Annotated in this window: 14 protein-coding genes and 5 pseudogenes; 10 read left to right on the top strand and 9 right to left on the bottom strand. The window is 68.6% G+C overall.

Annotated elements, in window-relative coordinates:
• Window positions 1–191: 191 nt before the first annotated feature.
• From recD2 to RM704_RS20420, 4 genes and pseudogenes are all read right to left on the bottom strand, one after another.
• Window positions 192–2,453 carry an SF1B family DNA helicase RecD2 gene (recD2, locus tag RM704_RS20435; protein ID WP_033531334.1) on the bottom strand — a complete coding sequence of 754 codons (2,262 nt, stop codon included), beginning with the start codon at window positions 2,451–2,453 and terminating at the stop codon, window positions 192–194.
• An 80-nt stretch (window positions 2,454–2,533) separates the two neighbouring features.
• Window positions 2,534–2,959, bottom strand: coding sequence for a VOC family protein (locus RM704_RS20430; RefSeq protein WP_033531333.1), 426 nt, complete (start codon window positions 2,957–2,959; stop codon window positions 2,534–2,536).
• Window positions 2,960–2,987: 28 nt separating this feature from the next.
• Window positions 2,988–3,179 carry a DUF397 domain-containing protein gene (locus RM704_RS20425; protein ID WP_033531332.1) on the bottom strand — a complete coding sequence of 64 codons (192 nt, stop codon included), beginning with the start codon at window positions 3,177–3,179 and terminating at the stop codon, window positions 2,988–2,990.
• 8 nt (window positions 3,180–3,187) lie between these two features.
• A pseudogene (locus tag RM704_RS20420) lies at window positions 3,188–4,024 on the bottom strand (helix-turn-helix domain-containing protein).
• Window positions 4,025–4,225: 201 nt separating this feature from the next.
• Here RM704_RS20420 and RM704_RS20415 point away from each other — a divergent pair.
• The 3 genes and pseudogenes from RM704_RS20415 to RM704_RS20405 all read left to right on the top strand — a co-directional run bounded on the left by RM704_RS20415 (window position 4,226) and on the right by RM704_RS20405 (window position 5,722).
• Window positions 4,226–4,630: an ATP-binding protein gene (locus RM704_RS20415; RefSeq protein ID WP_033531331.1), complete on the top strand. Its 405-nt coding sequence runs from the start codon at window positions 4,226–4,228 to the stop codon at window positions 4,628–4,630.
• 52 nt (window positions 4,631–4,682) lie between these two features.
• Window positions 4,683–4,955, top strand: a pseudogene (locus RM704_RS20410) (hypothetical protein); the annotation flags it as partial.
• Between the two features lie 29 nt (window positions 4,956–4,984).
• Entirely contained in the window at window positions 4,985–5,722 is a 738-nt protein-coding gene (locus tag RM704_RS20405; protein WP_438828931.1) for a transposase family protein, read from the top strand.
• Window positions 5,723–6,077: 355 nt separating this feature from the next.
• Here RM704_RS20405 and RM704_RS20390 read toward each other — a convergent pair whose 3' ends face one another.
• Window positions 6,078–6,350, bottom strand: coding sequence for a hypothetical protein (locus RM704_RS20390; protein WP_033531330.1), 273 nt, complete (start codon window positions 6,348–6,350; stop codon window positions 6,078–6,080).
• Window positions 6,351–13,214 carry a polymorphic toxin-type HINT domain-containing protein gene (locus RM704_RS20385; protein ID WP_078937428.1) on the bottom strand — a complete coding sequence of 2,288 codons (6,864 nt, stop codon included), beginning with the start codon at window positions 13,212–13,214 and terminating at the stop codon, window positions 6,351–6,353.
• A gap of 356 nt (window positions 13,215–13,570) precedes the next feature.
• Between RM704_RS20385 and RM704_RS20380 the strand changes: the two genes are divergently transcribed.
• Window positions 13,571–14,635 (top strand): phage baseplate protein, encoded by a 1,065-nt coding sequence (locus RM704_RS20380; protein WP_033531329.1) that lies wholly within the window; start codon window positions 13,571–13,573, stop codon window positions 14,633–14,635.
• 55 nt (window positions 14,636–14,690) lie between these two features.
• Here RM704_RS20380 and RM704_RS20375 read toward each other — a convergent pair.
• Both RM704_RS20375 and RM704_RS20370 read right to left on the bottom strand, forming a co-directional pair.
• A pseudogene (locus tag RM704_RS20375) lies at window positions 14,691–14,909 on the bottom strand (SDR family oxidoreductase); the annotation flags it as partial.
• 165 nt (window positions 14,910–15,074) lie between these two features.
• Window positions 15,075–15,158, bottom strand: a pseudogene (locus RM704_RS20370) (DNA-binding protein); the annotation flags it as partial.
• A gap of 147 nt (window positions 15,159–15,305) precedes the next feature.
• Between RM704_RS20370 and RM704_RS20365 the strand changes: the two are divergent.
• The 5 genes from RM704_RS20365 to rbsD are packed head-to-tail and all read left to right on the top strand — an operon-like array spanning window position 15,306 to window position 21,098.
• Window positions 15,306–16,322, top strand: a complete 1,017-nt coding sequence (locus RM704_RS20365) for a LacI family DNA-binding transcriptional regulator (protein ID WP_033531327.1) — start codon at window positions 15,306–15,308, stop codon at window positions 16,320–16,322.
• The gene (locus RM704_RS20360) at window positions 16,319–17,848 is read left to right on the top strand and encodes a sugar ABC transporter ATP-binding protein (RefSeq protein WP_033531326.1); all 1,530 of its coding nucleotides are present in this window, start codon (window positions 16,319–16,321) and stop codon (window positions 17,846–17,848) included. The genes RM704_RS20365 and RM704_RS20360 overlap by 4 nt, the downstream gene beginning before the upstream one ends.
• Complete coding sequence (locus RM704_RS20355) at window positions 17,838–19,799, top strand: ABC transporter permease/substrate-binding protein (RefSeq protein ID WP_033531325.1); 1,962 nt, start codon at window positions 17,838–17,840, stop codon at window positions 19,797–19,799. Before RM704_RS20360 ends, RM704_RS20355 begins: the two co-directional genes overlap by 11 nt.
• A gap of 13 nt (window positions 19,800–19,812) precedes the next feature.
• The gene (locus RM704_RS20350) at window positions 19,813–20,712 is read left to right on the top strand and encodes a ribokinase (protein ID WP_033531324.1); all 900 of its coding nucleotides are present in this window, start codon (window positions 19,813–19,815) and stop codon (window positions 20,710–20,712) included.
• On the top strand, window positions 20,709–21,098 hold the full coding sequence (gene rbsD, locus RM704_RS20345) for a D-ribose pyranase (RefSeq protein ID WP_033531323.1): 390 nt from the start codon (window positions 20,709–20,711) through the stop codon (window positions 21,096–21,098). Before RM704_RS20350 ends, rbsD begins: the two co-directional genes overlap by 4 nt.
• 190 nt (window positions 21,099–21,288) lie before the next feature.
• Here the strand turns inward: rbsD and RM704_RS45595 are convergent.
• Window positions 21,289–21,506 (bottom strand): annotated as a pseudogene (locus tag RM704_RS45595) (TetR-like C-terminal domain-containing protein); the annotation flags it as partial.
• A gap of 329 nt (window positions 21,507–21,835) precedes the next feature.
• On the opposite strand from RM704_RS45595, the gene RM704_RS20335 reads away from it, so the two are divergent.
• On the top strand, window positions 21,836–22,168 hold the full coding sequence (locus tag RM704_RS20335) for a hypothetical protein (RefSeq protein ID WP_033531322.1): 333 nt from the start codon (window positions 21,836–21,838) through the stop codon (window positions 22,166–22,168).
• Window positions 22,169–22,186 lie beyond the last annotated feature (18 nt).

Here is a 22,186-nt window from a genome sequence, read left to right as displayed (position 1 = left end):
CTCTACCATCCCCCAATTGGCTCTGGAGAGTGCACTCGGGGTCGACCATCGGGCCCATCGGCGGCACTCAGTGCCGCCAACTTGCTCATCCTGCCCCCTCCGTCCGACATCTGGAAGGGCTGTGTGACCTTTACGACTCGTTTGATCGATCAAATTTCACTCACGGGGCGACGCGCCTTCACGAGAGGTACTCACAGTGGCCGTGGCGCGAGCCGGAAGTCGAGGGCCGTGCACCTGCGTCCCGCCGAGACCGTGCGGACCGCCTGGCCGATCGCCTTGCGGGAGCCGACGAGGACGACGAGCTTCTTCGCCCTGGTCACCGCCGTATACAAAAGGTTGCGCTGGAGCATCATCCAGGCACCGGTGGTGACCGGGATCACCACGGTCGGGTACTCGCTGCCCTGGGACCGGTGGATCGTCACCGCGTAGGCGTGCGCCAGCTCGTCCAGTTCGTCGAACTCGTACGCCACCTCCTCGTCCTCGTCGGTGAGGACCGTCAGCCGCTGGTCGACCGGGTCGAGCGCGGTGACGACGCCGACGGTGCCGTTGAAGACACCGTTCTCGCCCTTCTCGTAATTGTTGCGAATCTGGGTGACCTTGTCGCCGACGCGGAAGACCCGGCCGCCGAACCGCTTCTCGGCCAGGTCGGGGCGGGCGGGGGTGATGGCCTGCTGGAGCAGCCCGTTGAGGTTGCCCGCGCCGGCCGGGCCGCGGTGCATGGGCGCCAGCACCTGGACGTCCCGGCGCGGGTCGAGCCCGAACCTGGCCGGGATACGACGGGCCGCCACGTCGACCGTGAGCCGCCCGGCCTCCTCCGTGTCGTCCTCGACGAAGAGGAAGAAGTCCTTCATGCCGTCGGTGACCGGGTGCTGCCCGGAGTTGATCCGGTGCGCGTTGGTCACCACGCCCGACTGCTGGGCCTGGCGGAAGACCTTGGTGAGGCGGACGGCGGGGACGGGGCTGCCGTCGGCCAGCAGGTCGCGGAGGACCTCGCCGGCGCCGACGCTGGGCAACTGGTCCACATCGCCGACGAAGAGGAGGTGGGCGCCGGGAGGCACCGCCTTCACCAGCTTGTTGGCGAGGAGGAGGTCCAGCATGGAGGCCTCGTCGACGACCACCAGATCGGCGTCCAAGGGGCGGTCCTTGTCGTACGCCGCGTCGCCGCCGGGCTTCAGCTCCAGCAGGCGGTGGACGGTGGAGGCCTCGGCGCCGGTCAGCTCGGCGAGGCGCTTGGCGGCCCGGCCGGTGGGGGCGGCGAGGACGACCTTCGCCTTCTTGGCGCGGGCCAGCTCCACGATCGAGCGGACCGTGAAGGACTTGCCGCAGCCGGGACCGCCGGTGAGCACGGCCACCTTCTTCGTCAGCGCGAGGCGTACGGCGGCTTCCTGCTCCGGGGCCAGCTCCGTGCCCGTACGCCCCTTCAGCCAGGCCAGCGCCTTGTCCCAGGCCACGTCGTGGAAGCCGGGCATACGGTCCTGGTCCGTGCGCAGCAGGCGCAACAGCTGCGCGGAGAGGGAGAGTTCGGCGCGGTGGAAGGGGACGAGGTAGATGGCGGTGACCGGGTCCGAGCCGGGGTCGGGGCCGGGGACCTTCTCCCGTACGACGCCGGGCTCGCCGGATTCCTCGTCGGGCTGCGCCAGTTCGGCCAGGCACTCGATGACCAGGCCCGTGTCGACCTGGAGCAGCTTGACCGCGTCGGCGATCAGGCGCTCCTCCGGGAGGTAGCAGTTGCCCTGGTCGGTGGCCTGCGAAAGGGCGTACTGCAGGCCCGCCTTGACGCGCTCCGGGCTGTCGTGGGGGATGCCGACGGACTGGGCGATCTTGTCGGCGGTGAGGAAGCCGATGCCCCAGACGTCGGAGGCGAGGCGGTACGGCTGGTTCTTCACGACCCCGATCGAGGCGTCGCCGTACTTCTTGTAGATGCGGACCGCGATGGACGTGGACACCTCGACGGTCTGGAGGAAGAGCATGACCTCCTTGATCGCCTTCTGTTCCTCCCAGGCGTCGGCGATCTTCTTGGTGCGTTTGGGGCCGAGGCCGGGGACCTCGATGAGGCGCTTCGGCTCCTCCTCGATGATCTGGAGGGTGTCCAGGCCGAAGTGCTGGGTGATCCGGTCGGCGAAGATCGGGCCGATGCCCTTGACCAGGCCGGAGCCGAGGTAGCGGCGGATGCCCTGGACGGTGGCCGGGAGGACGGTCGTGTAGTTCTCGACGGTGAACTGCTTGCCGTACTGCGGATGGGACCCCCAGCGGCCCTCCATACGCAGGGATTCGCCGACCTGGGCGCCGAGCAGCGCGCCCACGACGGTGAGGAGGTCGCCGCCACCCCGGCCGGTGTCCACGCGCGCGACCGTGTAGCCGTTGTCCTCGTTGGCGTACGTGATGCGTTCCAGGACGCCTTCCAGCACCGCCAGCCGTCGTTCCCCCGGGGGGTTCCCCGCCTGTTGAGCCATGATCCGACGGTACCGGGGAGGTGTGACAGGGCGGAGGCACTTGATCCGCGGACAGAGGCGCCGGCGCCCCGGAGTTGCCGTCAACCAGCGGTCGGGGGCGGCGATGCCGCGGTGCGGGGGCGATGGGCCCGAACATCCACAGGGCGTCCGTCGGGATCGCGCGCCGTCATCGTCCACTGGGTGGGCAGTGTCTCGATCTGTCCGACCGGCCATCCGGCGTCCAGGATCTGCTCGCGGACCTCACACAGTTGTCGGTGGGTCGCCACGCGCAGTCCCCATCCCGCCCGGCCCAAGGGGTCGAGATCGGTGGTGGGGGCGTCAGCGGTTTCGACGATCATCAGGTGGTCGTCTCCGCCGACATCGACGACTGCGACCCGAGGATCAGCAGGGGTCGCGGCGCGCTCGAACGCGAGCGTCGCTCCGAGCAACTCCGTGTAATACGTCACGAGCCGGTCGAGGTCGGCCGTGGAGAGGGTCACATGGTTGATTCCGAGGAGATCAGGCATGGCCGGTCGACTGTAGTGGGGGTGAAGGTCACTGCGTAACCCTTGTCGGCCTCTTGAGGGCATCGATGAACGCGGTGAAGGCCGGCACGGGGAAGGTGAGGGTGCGGGTGGTGGGGGTTTTTGAATCGCGGACGGCTATGTGGGTGGGGCTCGTCGCGATCTCCACGCACTCGTTGCCGTCTCCGGGGCCCGAGTAGGACGACTTACGCCAGTTGTCCATGGGGTTCCTCACAGCTCCTTCGCCAGTCTGTGAATGAACTCACGCGACCGTTCAGGGTCGAGTGACACGTCCTCAACTTTACGAAAGCTCGTTCGGTAGATGTTGAGCTGGGCGTCGGAATCGATGAAGGCCGAGCCGTGAAGCGCATCGCGGACCACGGTGTCCAGCTTGGGCAGGGGCCCGCCCACGTACGTCATCGTGCCCGCGGCACTGGCAAAGCCGTCCAGATCGAAGGGGATGACGCGCATGGTGACGTGATCCGCTTCGGAGAGCTCGACAAGCCGGGCCAGCTGGGCCCGCGATGTGCCACGGTCGCTGACTCTGATCCGGAGTGCCGCCTCATGGATCACCGCCTCGTACGGGATGGTGAACTGTTGGCGCGCCTTTCGATGCTGGATGCGCAACTAGATCTCCTCGCTGGTGAGTTCGGGCAGCCTGGACGAGAACACGGCACGCGAGTAGTCCTCGGTCTGCAACAGACCCGGTACGTAGAGGATCGCCACGTGGCGTTGAAACCGGGCGTGATGTTCCAGCTCGGAGAGGTCGAGGAACGGCGTGGGCAGCAGGCCCCGGTACTCCTCCCACCAGCCCCGTGTGCGATCGGTGGCCATCGCGACCAAGGCATCGATGAACTCCTCGTCCGTGCAGGCGTAATGGGACGCGAGACGGCGGAGCCTCAGCTCGCTCACTCCCGCGAGCGCGGACTCGATATGAGTGATCTGGGCAGGGCTCACGCCGAGCAGTGAGGCCGCCTTACGCGAGGAAAGCCCTGCCGCCTCGCGAAGCCTGCGCAACTCCGTCGCCAGGCGCATCTGACGTGCCGTTGGCTCGCGCCTCTTCACCATCGAATGGCCCTCCTAAGGCGCCCGCAGGCGCGACTCGTTCGGTGGCAGATTACGGGATCGACTTGCCGCGTCCCTAAATTTAGATCTACTTTCGGTGACACCACGAACACGCTACGGAAGCGCACCGCCCCGTCCTGCCACGACGGCGCCGGCAATGCCACCGCGCCTCAATCCCCCCTCAGCCAACGGAGTTGACAACCCATGCCCGAAACCTGGGACTACACCCTCCAGATCCCCAACGACCTCAGAGCCGTCACCATCTGCCGTCGCACCCTGCGGCTGATCCTCACCATGCACGGTCTCATCGGGCTGGTGGACACGGCGGAGTTGCTCGCGACCGAGCTCGTCTCCAACGCCGTACGGCACACGAAGGGCCCCGCCGCACTCCGGGTGCGGCGGTCGGCGGAGGGCGTGGTCTGGATCGGGGCGTGGGACGCCGATCCCGAACCGCCGCAACCGCCACAGCCGCTGGAGCGGGTGGGCGAGCGGGAGAGCGGGCGGGGGCTGGGGCTTGTCGTGGCCTGCACGAGGTACTGGGGGTGGATGCCGTCGGCCAGGTTCGGCGAACCGGGCAAATACGTGTGGTGCGAGCTGGCGGCGGCGTAGGGCGTCCTTGGGAGACGGGAAGCAGTTCGACTCGTCGATAGGCTGCGTCACCATGATGCGCGCCTGGATCCTGCCGATGCTGCTCGTGCTCTGCGGCTCAGCCGTCGTGACTGCGCAGATGGTCAACGGGAACCCCGGCACAGCCGCAGCGCTCCTGCCGGCATTCCTGGCGCTCGCAGGCGTGAACTCGCCCCTGATCTTCCCGAAGTCCATCGCCGCGCAAGAGGCACAACGCCGCAGCGCGGTCGACGGCCGACCCGTCGTCTTCTGGCGGCCGGGCTGCACGTACTGCATGCGACTGCGCCTCCGGCTAAAGCGTGTTGCAGAAGGCTGCGAAGCGGGCATTTCCCTTGCATGCGTGGGGTGTTGAGGGCTCAGCCGTTGTGGGTGGAGACGTTCACGGGACTGCGGATGCGGCAGTTCGAGCGGCTGCTGAAGGTGGTCCGTGAACGGGGCAGGAACGGGCCCGGTGGCGGCCGTCCGTGGTGCCTGCCGCTGGCCGACCGTGTGCTGCTGGTCGCCGTGTACTACCGCACGAACCTCACCATGCGGCAGCTCGCCCCGCTGTTCGGATGCTCGCCTGCGACGGTGTGCCGGGTCATCCAACGGCTGCGGCCGCTGCCGGCCATCGAGCCGGCAGCCCGTCCGGCAAACGCGGTGGAACGGCTGTGGATCGTGGACGGCACCCTCATCCCTGTCCGTGACCGGAAGACCGGGGCGTCTTCACGCAACTACCGGTTCTCGGCGAACGTGCAGGTCATCATCTATGCCGACACCAAGCTCGCCGTCGCCGCGGCCCGCCCGGTGCCCGGCAACACCGCTGACGCGAAGGCCTGGCGCGACTCCGGCTTGGCCCGGCACTGCGAAGGGGTGACCGTCCTCGGCGACGGCGCGTACATCAACACCGGGCTCGTCGTCCCGCACCGCAAACGCCCCGGATGTCGGCTCGCACCCGGTCCGGCCGCCTGCAGGGCCTGCCCGGACCAAGGCGAGGTACCCGGACGGCTTCCGGGACCGGCTCGAACTGTGGCGAGTCACCCTGCTGACCGGCTGTGCCGCATCGCCCTCCCAACCGCTGCCTCCAGTCGCTGAAGCTCCACCACGAACAGCAGCAGCGCGAGCGTGAGGCTGCAGGCACCACGTGGCAGCACAACGGGCACGTGTTCACCACTCCCCAGGGCGGACCGATCGACCCGACCAACATCACCCGCACCTTCACCACGCTCCTCCGCAAGGCCGGACTCCGGCGCATCCGCTTCCACGACCTTCGACACTCTGGGCAGCATGTTGGCCGAGGACGAGGACTCCGAAGAGCCGCCGCCCTCGGCAGGCATCGTCCGCTGACGTTGCCGTCAGCGTTGCCGTCAAACAACCATGGGTGGGCCCCCCGGCCTCCGAGCCGGGGGACCCACCCATTCCTCTGCCAACGCGACTTGTTCGAATCTGGCTACTGCAGGAGCATCCGCATTCGCCGCGCGATATCAGCCGCCTTCAGTCGAACCTGGTCACCGTTCAGCAGGTCAGGCATACCGATACCAGCTGAGTCGTAGTCGTGCGCGACATAGAAGAGATCTGTTGCCGCCTCATACTGCTCGGCTGTCGGATACGGGCCGCCATACCCCTTGTACAGGGGAAGGCAGACAAGGGAGAACTCTGAGGGAGAGATTCGCCCTTCGGATACAGCCTCCGCAAGCACCAAGAAGGGTTCCAACGTCGCCATTTACAGCTTCCCTTGCATGGTCAGGTACCAGAACTGGTCTGAATTCACATCCGATTTCCAGGCTCCCAGCATCTCACCCGAATCAATGTCCACCGAGACGTGACGACCGGTATTGAGATCCACATAGTGCCGGGCAGGGGTCCCGCGATACGTTCCCGCGATCTGAACGTTCCCTGGATCCTTAACGAAGCCTTCCAAGGCGTTCACGAATGCCTGCTTGCTCGCCTTGCTCTCCTTCGCAGTGATCCCGAAGTCGGCAGCATGTTTGAAATGATGAGGCACCCTGTTCGAATCGAGCCACACGGATCCACACCCCGGACCGGAGTTATGAACCAGAACCGGCGTCTCGCCCGCCAACACATAGTACGTGTGCAGGTCATCCACCGTGAGGTTGTACGTGGTGGCGTGCTGCATGTACGAGCGGTTGTGGGTGACGATGACGGTGTCGCGGTCATCGGTGAGGAGGGTCATGCCGGGCTTGAGGTCCTGGGCGTCGACCCAGTGCTTCTGTGAGGGCGACCAGAACGGGTGCTCGTGGGTCGCCGTGATCTTTTCGATGCCCTCGTCCGTGGCGATCGACAGCTCGTTGAAGTGCTTGTCGTCCTCCGTGACGATGAGGCGCGTCACTTCCCGCGGTGCTGTTTCGCCCGTATCCGGGTCGGTCGCAAGAACTTCGTCGCCGACTTCGACGTCCTCGATGTTCTTCGTGGAGCCGTCGGCCATGAGCACATCGGTCCCCGCCAGGAAGCACCTTGTGCAGTCGACTACGTCGTCAAGCTTCTTCAGCTTCAAGAGCTTCCCGGCCTTGAGCCAAGGCAGGTCCGTGAGGGCCCACCCGCAGTGAGAATTGAACCCGATGTCCTTGGCGCAGGCCTCCCATTCCTCGGTGTCCGGAAGCAGGAGGGCCTTGCCCACGTCAAGGGCCATGGCCCAGGCCGACGGGCTCTTCGTGGTGCTCGTCGATCCGATGCTCTCGGGCGCCGGTGGCGCGACCGTGCGGCTGGAGTGGCTGGTACCACTGCCGAACGTGTAGCTGATGGTGCTGTAGGTGGTGGCACCCGTGTTGAGGCTGGTCACCGCCCGCTCATAGTTCCAGGTCCACTCGCCGTTGGTCTGGGTCCATGTCTCCGTTCCTCCGTTGCAGGAGGAACTGGCACCGCCGCAAGCGCCGTCGGGACGCAGTCCCGTCGGGTCGCTGAAGGCAACGGGGTTGTTGACCGAGTAGGAGTAAGAGCTGAGGTTCTGTGGTGCGTAGGGCGTGACCAGCGGGTCCGGGCTGAGGAATCGGCCGAGCTGGGGGTCGTACATGCGGGCGCCGAGGATGGACAGGCCGGTGGCGTCGTCCTCGGGTTTGCCGAGGAAGCCGCGGTCGGTGGCGGCCGGTAGATCGGTGTCGCCGTTCTGGGCGCCGAAGGGAAGGTAGCGGCGGCGCTCGGCCGTGCCCGTAGAAGTGTCGACGGTCAGCTGGGTCGATGCCTGGTTGTCGGACAGGAGCCAGGTCAGCTTGCTGCTGGTGCTCGTCGCGGTGCGGGTGGCCACGGTTGCGGTGCCCGCGCCGTAGTAGCGGGTGGCTCTCGGGTCGGCTCCGGGGGTCTTGTGGATCTCCTGGCCTGCGAGGTAGAGCACGATTTCGGTGGCCGACTTGCGCAGGAGGACTGCGCCTGCCGCGTCGTAGACGTAGCTGGCGGTCACGGCTCCGCTTGTGGCGGATATCTGGTGGCGTTCGTTCCAGACGAAGTTGGTCGTGGCTCCTGCGACGGTGCGGCTCTTCATCCGGCCGGCGTCGTCGTAGGTGTAGCTGTCCGTGCCGGCCGGTGTCTTGACCGTGGTGACGGCGTGCGGGCGCGGAGCGCCGGGGGTGTAGGTGGACTGGTCGGCGGAGTAGCCGGGGTAGGCGTAGTCGCGGACGCTGCTGCCGGTGGCCGTGGTGCTGGTGACCTTCTGCAGGTTGCCGATGCCGTCGTAGGAGTAGTCGAGCTGGTAGGGGTTCTTACCGGTCGTGAGGTCGGGAGTGAAGGGGCCGGCGCAGCCGCCGGTCGCGGCCGTGGTCCAGGCGCGTGAAAGCCGGTTGAGCTCGTCGAAGGTGGAGCACTGGTGCTGGCCGGTGATCCGGTCGGCCAGGTCGGTGACTTGCCCGGCGTTGTCGCGAAGGTAGTCGTCGTTCTGGACGGTTCCCTTGGTGCTGGTGGTCGTGGTGATGTTCTTGAGCCAGCCGGTGCCGTTGGCGTCGTCGTAGGTGTAGACGCGGCGGGCTGTGGTTCCTGTGGTGGCGGTGGTGCCGTACGTGCGGTCGGTCAGGCGGCCCAGGCTGTCGAAGCCCGTGGAGTCGACGTAGACGGTGTTGTTCAGGCTGCTCGTGAGCTTTTCGGGGTTGCCGAAGGCGTCGTACTGGGTGGTGACCGTCTCTGTCGGCAGACCTCCGGCGGCGGGGTAGGTCACGCTGGTCTGCTGACCGGCGGCGTTGTAGGTGAAGCCTGTTGCGTAGGTGCCCTGCAGGCCGGAGCCGTCGGCGGGAACGGTGGTCTGCGTCTCCTGCACATTGCCGTCGGCGTCGTAGGAGTTGACGGCGGTGGTGTAGGCGTGGCTGCCCGCATAGGACGTGGCGGTGGCCAGCTCCCCGATGCCGCCCGGGGCGGTGTCATAGGTGGTGCGGGTCAGGACCGTCGACCCGTTCTGCACGGTGAGCGGGCGGTTGAGATTGTCGTAGGTGTGGGTCAGGACGGTGCCGTTGCCGTCCTTGGACGTCGCTATGTTGCCGTTGGCGTCGTAGGTGGTGGCGGCGATGCCGTTGGGGTCGGAGTCGGGGTCCTTGCCGCCGTTGCGCTCGCCGAGCCAGTTGTAGGTGTAGGTGGTGACGTTGCCCTTGGAGTCCGTGATTTTCGACAGCTTCCCGCTGCGGGTGTACTCGTAGGTGGTTGAGTACGTCGACGGGCCGAACTCCACGACCCGGCTGACCTGCCCGAAGACGTCGGTGTAGGTGTTGGTGCGCTCACCGACGGCGGGCACTGTGGTGGTGTAGTCACCGTGGTAGTTGGTGATCGTCTGGCCCTGCGCCTGGGGCTGGCCCTTCACAGTGATCCGCGACTCGGTGGTGCGGCCGGCGAAGTCGATCAGCAGGTCCGTGTAGGAGGGAAGGGTGTCCACGGTCGGCAGGACCATGCCGGAGCCGGCGGTGGCGGAGTTGTAGAAGGGTGCGCTGGTCCCGGTGACGTTGCCCGAGGTGTCGTAACGGGTGGAGACGACCGTGCGTCCCGTCCCGGTGGGTGCCGGGACCTGTGTTTCCCGGGTGCGCCCCAAGCCGTCGAGGTAGGTGTAGGCGGTCTGTGTCTTGCCGCTGGAATCGACGAGCGTCTTGGTGGTGACCTTCGGAGGAACCGTGGAGACCAGGTCGGGCACGCCTTCGCTGTTGTCAGCTGTGGTGAGCGTGTACTCGAACGCGATCGACGGTGTGCCGTCGGGGTAGGCGGCGATCCTGGAGGGCTGGAAGACCTGCGCGGTGCGGCCGACGGAGTCGTGGACGATGCGGGTGGTCCGGTTGTTGGGATCTTGGATCCGGTAGGGGGTACCCCACAGGCGGGAGTACCAGGTGGTGGTGGAGTGGGGTGTGCCGGGTCCCGTGCCGTCGGGGTCGGGTGAGGTGACCTTCACGCCGTTGACGGGCCAGGACGTCGCCGGCTGGTAGGTCGTGGTGGTGGTGTTCTGCTTGCCGTCGGTGGCGGTGAGCTGCCGGCCGGCCTGGTCGAAGGAGGCCCTGGTTTCGCGGTAGTTGGTGGCGTTGGTGTACTTGCGCACCGTCGTCGGGTTGCCGTCGCCGGGCTTGTTGGTGTCCACCGAGGTCGCGCCGTCGTAGAGGGTGACGGTGTAGGCGTCCTGGTTGGAGGAGGCTCGGGCGGCGCAGTCGGCGGCGTAGTGTCGGGTCTCGTCGGGCAGCACCATCCAGCGCTGCACGGGCGAGTCGGGGAAGTAGTCGGTGTTGTAGGCGCGGCCGTAGGTGGTGCAACGGTTGTCGTCGGTGTCGGACAGGCCCCAGTCGTTGGTGCGCAGCGGCAGGCCGTATGTGGTGCTGGCGGGCTCTGCGGTGTCGTACTCGTCCTTGACGACGTGCTCGCGCCATCCCGTGGAGGTCAACTCCTGGGTGGTGGTCTTGGATTCGCGTACGAAGCGGGCGTCGGGCAGGCCGTCGTACTGGGCGGTGTTGTAGGTCCAGTACTCGTGCCAGATGCGCCTGTGGGACTGGCCCGAGCCGTCTCGGTTACTGGTTTCCAGCACCTGGCCGTTGAGCCAGGCGTGGTCGGTGACCGGCGGGCGGCCGCTGTCGCCGTCGTCGACGGTCACGGAGCGGGTGGCGGTCGGGTCGGTCTTGGAGGTGCGGTCGCCGTCCATGCCGCGGTAGAGCCAGTGGTAGGTGGAGGCGGCGTTGGACTTGGTTCCGGTGTGGACCTCGACCTGCTGGTAACCGCGCCACTCCGTCCAGGACTCGTCCTCGTCCTTGGTGAGCGGGTCGTTGGGGAACGCCCAGGCCGGCTTGCCCACGTAGTCGTAGGTGGTGGTCATCACCGGGTCGCCGTCGTTGCCCGCGCCCGAACCCGGTCCCGGATCGACGCTGACCTTGGCGACGACGTACTTCTTGAACCAGCCGGATCGTTCCTCCGTGGCACCTTCGGGCACCCACTTCTGCTTGAAGCAGGCCTGGGTGTTGTTCGATTCGCTGGGCGGGTTGCTGAGGTCGCAGGCGTCCTGGACGTCGTAGTCGCGGTAGGTGACGTTGACGAACGAGCCGAGGTCGCCGTGGATTTGCGTGACGCGGCGGAAGTTGAGGACGCCGCCGCCGAGCTGGTTGTCCCGCCACTCGCCGTTGATGTTGATGGTGGGCAGGGTGATGTCGTCGCCGTCGCCGTAGCCCTTGCGCTGGATGTAGTCCAGCCACAGGGTGTTGTCGACGGTGCCCTCCGGGTTGGGCAGTCCGTACTTCATCTGGTACTGCATCGCCGGGTCCCACGGCGAGGCGTCGTTGTCCCGCACGAAGGTCTTGATGTCCCACAGCATCTTCGTGGCGAAGAAGGTGGGCGAGTACGTCTCACCCGTGATGGTCCGGCAGCCGTTGTCGGCGGCCGTGCCGTCGCACATCAGGTCCGTGGGTACATCCGGATAGGAGTCCGGATTGGTGGAGATGGCGGGGCAGTCGGCGGGCTCACTGGCCAGTGGATCCTTGTCCGCCATGCGCTCCACGCAGCGGCCCACGTAACGCAGGTCCACCTTGGCCGGCAACTGCGCGCCGGAAATCTGCGAGGCCCACCCGTACTCGATGCGCACCGGGTAGGCACCCGAGTCGTAGGCGCGGGCCTGGTCGCCGAGCAGCACCGAGCGGTAGTGGTTCTGCTCCTTGTCGTAGAAGTAGGCCGTCTCCACCTCGCCGGCGTCGACGACACGGTCGAGCTGCCAGCGGTAGGCCTGCTTGCTGACCCCGGTGCCGCCGTTGTAACCGGGCTCGCCCGGGTCGTTGCCGAAGACCGGCACGGTCAGCACGGAGTCGGTGGCGGCGTTCGTGCGCTCGGAGCGGCCCCAGCCGAAGTAGTAGCGCTTGCCGTCCTGGGTGGAGATGACCCAGTACTCGTCGTCGGAGCCGTGGCCGCCGGTCAGGTGCTGCACCCGCCAGCCCGGGTCGTCCTTGACGTGGTAGGAGCCGGTGCCGTTGCCGTCCTGCACGAGGATCGAGCTGACGCCGTTGAAGCTGATGACGTACATCGCCCCGTCGGGCTCGTTCTCCGAGTTCGGCGAGTCCCAGCACAGGTCACCGACCCAGCCACTGCCGGTGCCGTCGTTCTGGCATCCGCGGTAGCGCCGCTCGATAAAGCCTGTACCGCTCAGCTCCCAGCCCAGGCCGGCCCAGTTGGCCTGGTTGTTCTGGGCGGAGGTCATGCTGTCGACGGACTGGGAGTTGTACGACAGGGACAGCGCGGGCGCGCTGCCCGTGGGCGGCCCGGGGATCTGGACGGGCAGGTTGTAGGTGAAGGCACCGGAGCCGGTGGAGACGTTCCATGACCCGGACGGCTTCAGCGAGGAGGCACGGTAGTCACCGGCCTCGGACGACGAGCCGGAGGTCAGGGCGTACACGGTCGCCGAGGAGGCGGTGGTCGCCAGGGCCGACCGGGACAGGCCCGAGCCTGCGGTGTCGAGAGGGTAACGCTCGGCCGTCGGGTCTCCGTCGGCCTGCACCGTCGCGGTGATCACGCCCTTGGCCGCGTCGTTGGAGACGGGCACCGACTTGGTCTTGCCGGGCGAGCAGCCCTTCGCCTTCGGGGTGGTCAGCGCGCACGCGGGCAGGGACACCAGCCGCAGCCGGGAGGCGAAGTTGCCGCCATAGGCGTACTTGAAACCGGAGTAGTCGAACGTGACCTGCACCGGCCCGGCGGTGGCCGTGCCGTCCCGCCGGGTGACCTCCACACCGAGCCCGACACCGCCCACCGGCGACAACCGCCCGTGGTCCAGCACCTTCACGTCCACCTTGGCGGGGACGGACGTCTTCGAGGACTGGGCGCGGAACTTCGCGGTCGCCGGAGCCGGGCCCACGGAGACCGCCGCCCTACCCGCGCCGTCGGGGGCGACCGGGACCTTCTTGCCCGTCTTCAGCCCTGCCAACGACACCCGTCCCTGGGCCGCCTTGGGCCAGACGGTGCGGGCCGGCTTGGTCGGGGTGGCTTCCGCGCGGTCGCGCGGCACGGCTCCGGCGGCCTGGGCCGGGACGTTCACCGGCTCCTTGCGGGAGACCTTCGAGGCCTCGGCGGCGGAGGCCGCGCTCTCCACCGTCGGCGCCACGAGAAGCGATGCGGTCAAAGCCGCGACCACGCCCCACGAACCCCGCATGCCACGTCTGCGCGTCAGTCGCACGGACCATCCCCCAGCCAACCCGGCCGGGACGCCCCCGGCACGTCAACGAACAGAACCTGCCGCCAGGGCGAACACAGCGTTCACCGCAGGCGGTGTGACCAGGTCATCGATGGACGCTAAATGGTCACTCATCAACTGAGGTAGCCCCACATAATCGGATGATCTCCACGAACCCTTGCTTCACAGTCCCTTTACGGGTGTGACCTGTCTCACAAGAGCGAACGAAATCACGATTCGGCTCCTGACCTGCGTATACGGGTCTGGTGCAGCCGTTGGCGAGATGGTTGAATCCAGCCGCTGTTTGCACACAACGAGGGGGAGGCTTCCAGCGAATGAACGCCGACAGGGGCAGACCGAACCGACGACAGCTACTCAAGCGCGCCGCGGGCCTCACCGGCGCAACCCTGCTGGGTTCCGCCGTCCTCTCGAGCGCCGGCACCGCCGCGGCCGCCGTGGCCACCTCCAAGCGCTTCGACCTGACCGACGACTCCGACGAGTGGTTCCGCGAGATCCTGCTGCAGGAGACCCGGATCCTGCAGTCCTTCTCCTTCGACAACACCAACAAGCACCTGTATACGGCACAGTTGGTGGATGCCGGACGCCAACTTCCGGGCGAGACCCGGACGTACACGGGCACGGAACGCGGCACCAACGGTGACCTGTGCATCACCCGGCTCGACTGGCAGGGCTACATCATCGGCCGCATGTACCTGAAGGGCTTCGGCCACGGGGTCTCCATAGCCGCCGAACCCTCCGGCAACAGCGCCTACCTGTGGACGGAGACCGACTCCGTGCCCGACAGCCAGAACGTCGGCTACGGCACGAAGATCGCGCGCTTCAAGTTCGCCAACGGAGCCGTGCTCACACCGGACTCCCACCTCGTGACCAAGTACGACCCGGTACCGGGCTCCGACCACAACACCATCGCCGTCGACCCCGCCAACAGCCGACTGGCGGTCCGTCATCGCATCAGCGGAACCTGGAAGATCAGCCTCTACGACCTGGCGACCTTCCGGGCCGGCACGTTCACCACGTTGGCCTCCATCACCCAGCCGTCCGTCCTCACCGGCCCTACCTTCCAGGGCTACACGACGCTCGGCCAGTACCTGTACACGATCGACGGGACCGCGTACACGTACGACTCGGCCGACAACCGGACCAGTGAGAGCAACACCTACGTCACCTCGATCGACTGGAACACCGGGACCGTGGTCCAACGCAGCCTCAGCAAGGCGGGCGAGAGCCTCTACTACCGGGAGCCGGAAGGACTGGCCATCCAGATCCCCGACACCTCCAACCCCGCCGCCGCACGCCTGCACCTCGGCTTCGGCTCCCAGGAATCCAAGGCCCTGACGGACAAGAAGGCCAGCTTCTACTACAAGGACCTCCTGGTCTGACCGCCTTTTCGGCCTACCTCTGCTGAGTGAAGTCCTGCTCGATGGGGAGGAGTTCGTCGGCCAACGCCTTGGCGATGGTGTCCGCGGCACCGGCCTCGGCGCCCCAGGCCATGCGAGCGTCGTACGGCGTCCAGTACGTGAAGGCGACGTTCCAGCCCGCCTCGGCAAGCCGGTGAGCGATGCCCGCGCCGATGCCGACGGGCCGGCCGACCCCGATCACCAACGCGACCGGTCGGACGGCATCACATGGGGGCTGCTCTTCAGTGGTCGTCACAGGCCAATCGTTCGGGCTGCGATGCGCGCACGGCAACGCGATTCCTTCGGCGACCCGACTACGGAACCATGCACCGTCGTCCCGGCGAGGAAACCGGAGCCGGACCAGGTGGATCTGTGCCGGGGGGGCCAAGTCGGGGACGGGTGAAGGCCGGGCTTCGCGGTGTCACACCTTGATCACGCGGACGCCGGGGCCGCACAGCATGAGGAGGTCCTCGGGGTCCGAGGTCAGGACGGTGACCGGGGCGGGCTGGTCGCGCCGCCCGCGCCCCGGCCACACCCCCTCGGTCACGATTGAATTTCGGCCACGGCCGCACCCTTGCCCCATAGCCATGTAATCGATTCCAATCCTTCCTGTACGCCGATGTAATCGATTCCACGAGGAGGTGGAGCGGCGATGGCGAGCATCAAGGACGTCGCTGCCGAGGCGGGGGTGTCCGTCGCCACGGTGTCGCGGGTCCTGAACGACCATCCGTCGGTCAGCGCGGACGCACGCGCGCGGGTGCTGGCCGCCGTCGAGACGCTGGGCTACCGCCCGAACGCCGTCGCCCGCTCCCTGCGCACCGACCAGACCCACACCCTCGGCCTGGTCATCAGCGACGTGATGAACCCGTACTTCACGGAGCTGGCCCGCTCCGTGGAGGAGGCGGCCCGCGCGCTCGGGTACAGCGTGATCATCGGGAACGCCGACGAGCGGCCCGAGCTGCAGGATCACCACGTACGGAACCTGCTCGACCGGCGGATCGACGGGCTGCTCGTGTCCCCGACCGACGGTGGCTCGCCGCTGATGCTCGACGCCGTGCGCGCGGGGACACCGATGGTGTTCGTGGACCGGTGGATCCCGGGCGTGGACGTGCCGGTCGTCAGGTCGGACGGGCGAGGTGCCGTCCGGGATCTCGTCGCCCATCTGTACGGGCTCGGGCACCGGCGGCTCGCGATCATCGCGGGGCCGGCGGCCACCACCACCGGGCGGGAGCGGGTCGAGGCCTTCGGGGAGGCCCTGGGCGAGCACGGACTGCCGCTGCCCGACGACTACATCGGGCAGGGCGACTTCCAGGCCGAGAGCGGGCAGCGGGTCACCGAGGGGTTCCTCGATCTGCCCGAGCCGCCCGAGGTCGTGTTCGCGGCGGACAACCTGATGGCGCTCGGCGCGCTGGACGCGGTACGCGCGCGTGGCCTGCGGGTTCCGGACGACATCGCGCTGGCCGCGTTCGACGACATCCCGTGGTTCGTGCACACCGATCCGCCGATCACGGCGGTGGCCCAGCCGACGGGCGAGCTGGGGCGGGCCGCCGTACGCGCCCTGGTCGACCGGATCGAGGGGCGGCCCCCGCGGTCCGTCACCCTCCCCGCCCGTCTCGTCGTACGCCTCTCGTGCGGCGAGTCCCCCGTAACGAACAGGAGCACGTCGTGAGCGACCCGGACGAGTTGCTGCGCATCGAAGGCATACGGAAGACCTTTCCCGGTGTGGTGGCGCTGGACGGCGTCGACTTCGATCTGCGCCGGGGCGAGGTGCACGTCCTGCTCGGTGAGAACGGCGCGGGCAAGAGCACGCTCATCAAGATGCTCTCCGGCGCCTACACGCCCGACGCGGGGCGGATCCTGGCCGGTGGCGAGGAGGTGCGCATCCATGGCGCGCAGGACTCCGAGCGGCTCGGGATCGCCACCATCTACCAGGAGTTCAACCTGGTCCCGGATCTGACCGTCGCCGAGAACATCTTCCTGGGGCGGCAGCCGCGCCGCTTCGGGATGATCGACCGGAAGCGGATGGAGGCCGAGGCCGCCGGGCTGCTGGAGCGGGTGGGCGTGCGGGTGTCTCCCCGCGCGCTGGTGCGTGAACTCGGTATCGCGCGGCTCCAGATGGTCGAGATCGCCAAGGCGCTGAGTCTCGACGCGCGCGTGCTGATCATGGACGAGCCGACCGCCGTGCTGACGACCGAGGAGGTCGAGAAGCTCTTCGCGATCGTGCGGCGGCTGCGCGAGGACGGGGTGGGCGTCGTCTTCATCACGCACCACCTGGAGGAGATCGCCGCCCTGGGGGATCGGGTGACCGTCATCCGGGACGGGAGGAGCGTCGGCCAGGTGCCCGCCTCCACGCCCGAGGACGAGCTCGTACGGCTCATGGTCGGGCGGTCGATCGAGCAGCAGTACCCGAGGGAGCGGGTGGACTCGGGCGAGGCGTTGCTCGTCGTCGAGGGGCTCACGCGGGACGGCGTCTTCCATGACGTGAGCTTCGAGGTGCGGGCCGGTGAGGTCGTCGGGATCGCGGGGCTCGTGGGGGCCGGGCGTACGGAGGTCGTGCGGGCCGTGTTCGGCGCCGATCCGTACGACGAGGGTGCCGTGCGCGTCGGCGGCTCCGCGGTGCCCAAGGACGACGTCAACGCGGCCATGGCCGCCGGTATCGGGCTCGTGCCCGAGGACCGCAAGGGCCAGGGGCTGGTGCTGGACGCGTCCGTGGAGGAGAACCTCGGCCTGGTGACCCTGCGGGGCGCGACCAGGGGCGGATTCGTCGACCTCAAGGGGCAGCGGGTGAACGCGGCCAGGGTCGCCGAGCAGCTCGGGGTGCGGATGGCGGGGCTGCACCAGCACGTCCGCACCCTGTCCGGCGGCAACCAGCAGAAGGTCGTCATCGGCAAGTGGCTGCTGGCGAAGACCAGGGTGCTGATCCTCGACGAGCCGACGCGCGGGATCGACGTCGGCGCGAAGGTCGAGATCTACGAACTGATCAACGAGCTGACGGCCGCCGGTGCCGCCGTGCTGATGATCTCCAGTGACCTGCCCGAGGTGCTCGGTATGAGCGACCGGGTGCTGGTCATGGCCCAGGGGCGGATCGCGGGGGAACTGCCCGCCGCCGAGGCCACCCAGGACGCGGTGATGGCGCTCGCCGTGTCCCATCCCCACACCCTTGCGACTGGAACGGAGGCCCCCGATGGCCACTGACACGCTCAAGAGTTCGACGGGCGCGAGTGGCGCCTCGGGAGCCTCGGGGCTTCGCCGTCTGCTGCTCGACAACGGCGCGCTGACCGCGCTCATCGTCCTCGTCGTCGGGATGTCGGTGCTGTCCGGCGACTTCCTGACGGCCGACAACCTGCTCAACATCGGTGTCCAGGCCGCCGTCACCGCGATCCTCGCGTTCGGTGTGACCTTCGTGATCGTCTCGGCGGGCATCGACCTGTCGGTGGGGTCGGTGGCGGCGCTGTCGGCCACCGTGCTCGCCTGGAGCGCCACTTCGGAGGGAGTGCCGGTCTGGATAGCCGTGCTCCTCGCGATCGCCACCGGTGTCGCGTGCGGTCTCGTCAACGGCTTCCTCATCTCGTACGGGAAGCTGCCGCCGTTCATCGCGACCCTCGCCATGCTGTCGGTGGGGCGCGGTCTGTCGCTGGTGATCTCGCAGGGCAGCCCGATCGCGTTCCCCGAGTCGGTGTCGCACCTCGGTGACAACCTCGGCGGCTGGCTGCCGGTGCCGGTCCTGGTGATGCTGGTCCTCGGCGGTGTGACGGCCGTGGTCCTCGGGCGTACGTACATCGGGCGTGCCATGTATGCGATCGGCGGCAACGAGGAGGCGGCCCGCCTCTCCGGCCTGCGGGTGAAGCGGCAGAAGCTCGTGATCTACGCCCTGTCCGGGCTGTTCGCCGCCGCCGCGGGCATCGTGCTCGCCTCGCGGCTCTCCTCCGCGCAGCCGCAGGCCGCGCAGGGCTACGAGCTGGACGCGATCGCGGCGGTCGTCATCGGCGGGGCCTCGCTGGCCGGCGGTACGGGCAAGGCGTCGGGCACGCTGATCGGCGCGCTGATCCTGGCGGTGCTGCGCAACGGGCTCAACCTCCTGTCGGTGTCGGCGTTCTGGCAGCAGGTCGTCATCGGTGTCGTGATCGCGCTGGCGGTGCTGCTGGACACGGTGCGCCGGAAGGCGGGGGCGACGCCGGTCGCGGCCGGTGCCGGTGGCTCCGGGGACCGCAGGAAGCAGGCGGTGACGTACATGCTGGCGGCCGTGGTGGCGGCGGCCGTCGTGGGCGCGACCTCGTTCCTGCACAGCGGCTCGTCGGCGGCGAAGAGCGAGAAGATCGGGCTGTCGCTGTCGACGCTCAACAACCCCTTCTTCGTGCAGATCCGGGCGGGTGCCCAGGACGAGGCGAAGAAGCTGGGCGTGGACCTGTCGGTCACCGACGCGCAGAACGACGCCTCGCAGCAGGCCAACCAGTTGCAGAACTTCACCAGCGAGGGCCTCGGCACGGTCATCGTCAACCCGGTGGACTCCGACGCGGTGACCCCGGCGGCGAAGGCCGTCAACAAGGCGGACATCCCACTGGTGGCCGTCGACCGGGCGGTCAACGGCGCGGACACGGCCGCGCTCGTCGCCTCCGACAACGTCAGCGGCGGCGAGCTGGCCGCCAAGTCGCTCGCCGAGAAGCTCGGCGGCAAGGGCGAGATCGTCATCCTCCAGGGCCAGGCGGGCACCTCCGCGAGCCGGGAGCGCGGCGCCGGCTTCGCCGAGGGGCTGAAGGCCTACCCGGGCATCAAGGTCCTCGCCAAGCAGCCCGCCGACTGGGACCGCGCCAAGGGTCTCGACGTGATGACCAACCTCCTCCAGGCCAACCCCGACGTCGACGGTGTGTTCGCGGAGAACGACGAGATGGCGCTCGGCGCGATCAAGGCGCTGGGCTCCAAGGCGGGCAAGTCCGTCCAGGTCATCGGGTTCGACGGCACCGCCGACGGGCTGAAGGCCGTCGAGGCGGGCACGCTGTACGCGTCGGTGGCGCAGCAGCCCGCCGAACTCGGCAGGATCGCGGTGCGCAACGCGGTCGAGGCCGCCAAGGGCGAGAAGGTCGAGAAGTCGGTGATGGTGCCGGTGAAGGTGGTCACGTCCCAGAACGTGGCCGAGTTCAGCGGCTGACGAAGGAGCACGCATGTACGACTACGACCTCCTGGTCGTGGGATCGGCCAACGCCGACCTGGTGATCGGTGTCGAGCGGCGGCCGGGGGCCGGGGAGACCGTGCTCGGCTCCGACCTGGCGGTGCATCCGGGCGGCAAGGGCGCCAACCAGGCGGTGGCGGCGGCCCGGCTCGGGGCGCGCACGGCGCTGCTGGCGCGGGTCGGCGACGACGGCAACGGGCGGCTGCTGCTCGACTCGCAGCGCGCGGCCGGGGTCGACACGGCCGGGGTGCTGGTCGGCGGGGCGCCCACCGGGGTCGCGCTGATCACGGTGGACCCGTCGGGCGACAACAGCATCGTGGTGTCGCCCGGCGCCAACGGGAAGCTGACCCCCAGGGACGTACGGGCGGCGGAGGCCCTGCTGCGCGCGTCCCGGGTCGTCTCCGCGCAGTTGGAGATCCCGTTGGAGACGGTGGTGGAGGTCGTGCGGCGGCTCCCGGAGGGCACCCGTTTCGTGCTGAACCCGTCGCCGCCGCGGGAGTTGCCGGCGGAGGTGCTGGCCGCCTGTGATCCGCTGATCGTCAACGAGCACGAGGCGCAGGTCATCGTCGGGGGTGAGCTGGCGGGCTCGCCGGAGGACTGGGCGCGGGCGCTGCTGGCGCTCGGGCCGCGTTCGGTGGTCGTGACGCTGGGCGCGGAGGGCGCGTTGGTCGCCACCGCCGAGGGCAGTGCGCGGGTGGCGGCCGTGAAGGTGGACGCCGTGGACACCACGGGGGCCGGGGACGCGTTCACGGCGGCGCTGGCGTGGCAACTGGGCGCGGGCGCCGAGCCCGCCGAGGCCGCCGCGTACGCGGCCCGGGTGGGGGCGGCCGCGGTGACCCGGGCCGGGGCTCAGGTGTCGTTCCCGACCGCCGAGGAGGTCGCGGCGTTGTGAAGCGGGCCGGGATACTCAACCGTCATCTGGCGGGCGCCATCGCCGAGCTGGGGCACGGGCACGGGGTGCTGGTGTGCGACGCGGGGATGCCGGTGCCCCAGGGGCCGCGGGTGGTCGACCTGGCGTTCCGGGCGGGGGTTCCGTCCTTCGCGGAGGTGCTGGACGGGCTGCTCGACGAGATCGTGGTCGAGGGGGCGACGGCCGCGTACGAGGTGCGTGAGGCCAATCTGGAGGCGACGGCGCTGCTGCAGGACCGCTTCCCCGAGCTGGAACTGGTCTCCCACGAGAAGCTGAAGGAGCTGTCGGCGGGCGCGCGGCTGGTCGTACGGACCGGGGAGGCACGGCCGTACGCGAACGTGCTGCTGCGGTGTGGGGTGTTCTTCTGATCCAGAGTGCGTCGAACGGCTCTGGGGTGCGCTGATCAGCGCCGACGTGTTTCGAGGGGCCCGGTCCACTGGACCGGGCCCCTCGGCTTTCCCCTCCGTATCAAGACCCCCGCGATCCCCCCGGATCCCCCTCCGAGAAGTCCTGATGCCACGTACGACCCGCGAGGTGGGGGGAGGGTTGCACGGCGGTTCAGGAATTTTTCGGATCCGGGGATGCGATCTCGTCCGCGTAGAAGGAGGCGGGGTCGAAGTCCATCCCCGCGACGTGGCCCGCGAGTTCGAGGGACAGCACGCCATGGAGGCGGGTCCACCGGCGCGTGACAGCCGGGGATGGGTGTGCCGCGGACCAGGAAGTAGCGGTGGGGGTCGGCCAGGGGCCCAGGCACGCAGGGCGTGCGCCGGCGTGGCCACGAGGGCGTTCCTCTGTGGCGCTTCGAGGAGACCGGGGGCGGCGGGGTCCGTGTGCGGACCGAGGAGACCTGGACCGGCGCCCAGGTGGAGGCGGGACCTGCACGTGCCCACCGCGACGGCGGCGCTGGGCCAGGGGCCTCGAACGTGGCTGCGCGCTCTCAGGACCGAGGCCGAGGCGCGCGCCGGGAAACGGTGAGGCACCACGAGGGTGTTCGCGTTGTGTTCCGATGGTGTCACCGGCCCGGCAAGCGCGTTGCGGGTGCAACGCGTTGTGGGAGAGCATGTTCGAGACGTAGGTGACCCAGACACACGGGGGTGGACACGACGTGAAGTTCGACATGGGGGCGACGACCCTTGCGGAGCTCGGCAAGAGCACGCTCGGTTCGAGCGACGACCTCGGGACGCTGATCCAGCAGCTGATCAGCGCGGCGGAGCCGCTGGAGGGCAAGTTCAACGGCGCGGGCAAGGCGGCGTTCGACTCGTTCAAGAACCGCGCGGACGAGATCACCGCCGATCTGAACGGCTCGCTCGCCGCGATCCTGGGCGGTCAGTCGGGCATGGACAACGCGTTCGGCACCGGTGACGTGGAGTCCCAGGACAACGCCAACCAGAACATGGGCCTGGCCAACTTCGACGCGGCCCGCTTCGGCGCCCGATAAGCAGGAACGAGGGGGAAG

This window comes from Streptomyces gottesmaniae (assembly GCF_031845845.1).
GTDB lineage: Bacteria > Actinomycetota > Actinomycetes > Streptomycetales > Streptomycetaceae > Streptomyces > Streptomyces akebiae.
This window is presented reverse-complemented; position numbering and strand designations above follow the sequence as displayed.

What these genes read in the sequence shown, in the direction of transcription:
- RM704_RS20405 (WP_438828931.1), top strand. Translation starts at nt 4,985, where the DNA reads ATGCGTGGGGTGTTGAGGGCTCAGCCGTTGTGGGTGGAGACGTTCACG.
- RM704_RS20390 (WP_033531330.1), bottom strand. Translation starts at nt 6,350, where the DNA reads ATGGCGACGTTGGAACCCTTCTTGGTGCTTGCGGAGGCTGTATCCGAA.
- RM704_RS20415 (WP_033531331.1), top strand. Translation starts at nt 4,226, where the DNA reads ATGCCCGAAACCTGGGACTACACCCTCCAGATCCCCAACGACCTCAGA.
- RM704_RS20380 (WP_033531329.1), top strand. Translation starts at nt 13,571, where the DNA reads ATGAACGCCGACAGGGGCAGACCGAACCGACGACAGCTACTCAAGCGC.
- recD2 (WP_033531334.1), bottom strand. Translation starts at nt 2,453, where the DNA reads ATGGCTCAACAGGCGGGGAACCCCCCGGGGGAACGACGGCTGGCGGTG.
- RM704_RS20350 (WP_033531324.1), top strand. Translation starts at nt 19,813, where the DNA reads ATGTACGACTACGACCTCCTGGTCGTGGGATCGGCCAACGCCGACCTG.
- RM704_RS20355 (WP_033531325.1), top strand. Translation starts at nt 17,838, where the DNA reads ATGGCCACTGACACGCTCAAGAGTTCGACGGGCGCGAGTGGCGCCTCG.
- RM704_RS20385 (WP_078937428.1), bottom strand. Translation starts at nt 13,214, where the DNA reads ATGCGGGGTTCGTGGGGCGTGGTCGCGGCTTTGACCGCATCGCTTCTC.
- RM704_RS20430 (WP_033531333.1), bottom strand. Translation starts at nt 2,959, where the DNA reads ATGCCTGATCTCCTCGGAATCAACCATGTGACCCTCTCCACGGCCGAC.
- RM704_RS20365 (WP_033531327.1), top strand. Translation starts at nt 15,306, where the DNA reads ATGGCGAGCATCAAGGACGTCGCTGCCGAGGCGGGGGTGTCCGTCGCC.
- RM704_RS20425 (WP_033531332.1), bottom strand. Translation starts at nt 3,179, where the DNA reads ATGGACAACTGGCGTAAGTCGTCCTACTCGGGCCCCGGAGACGGCAAC.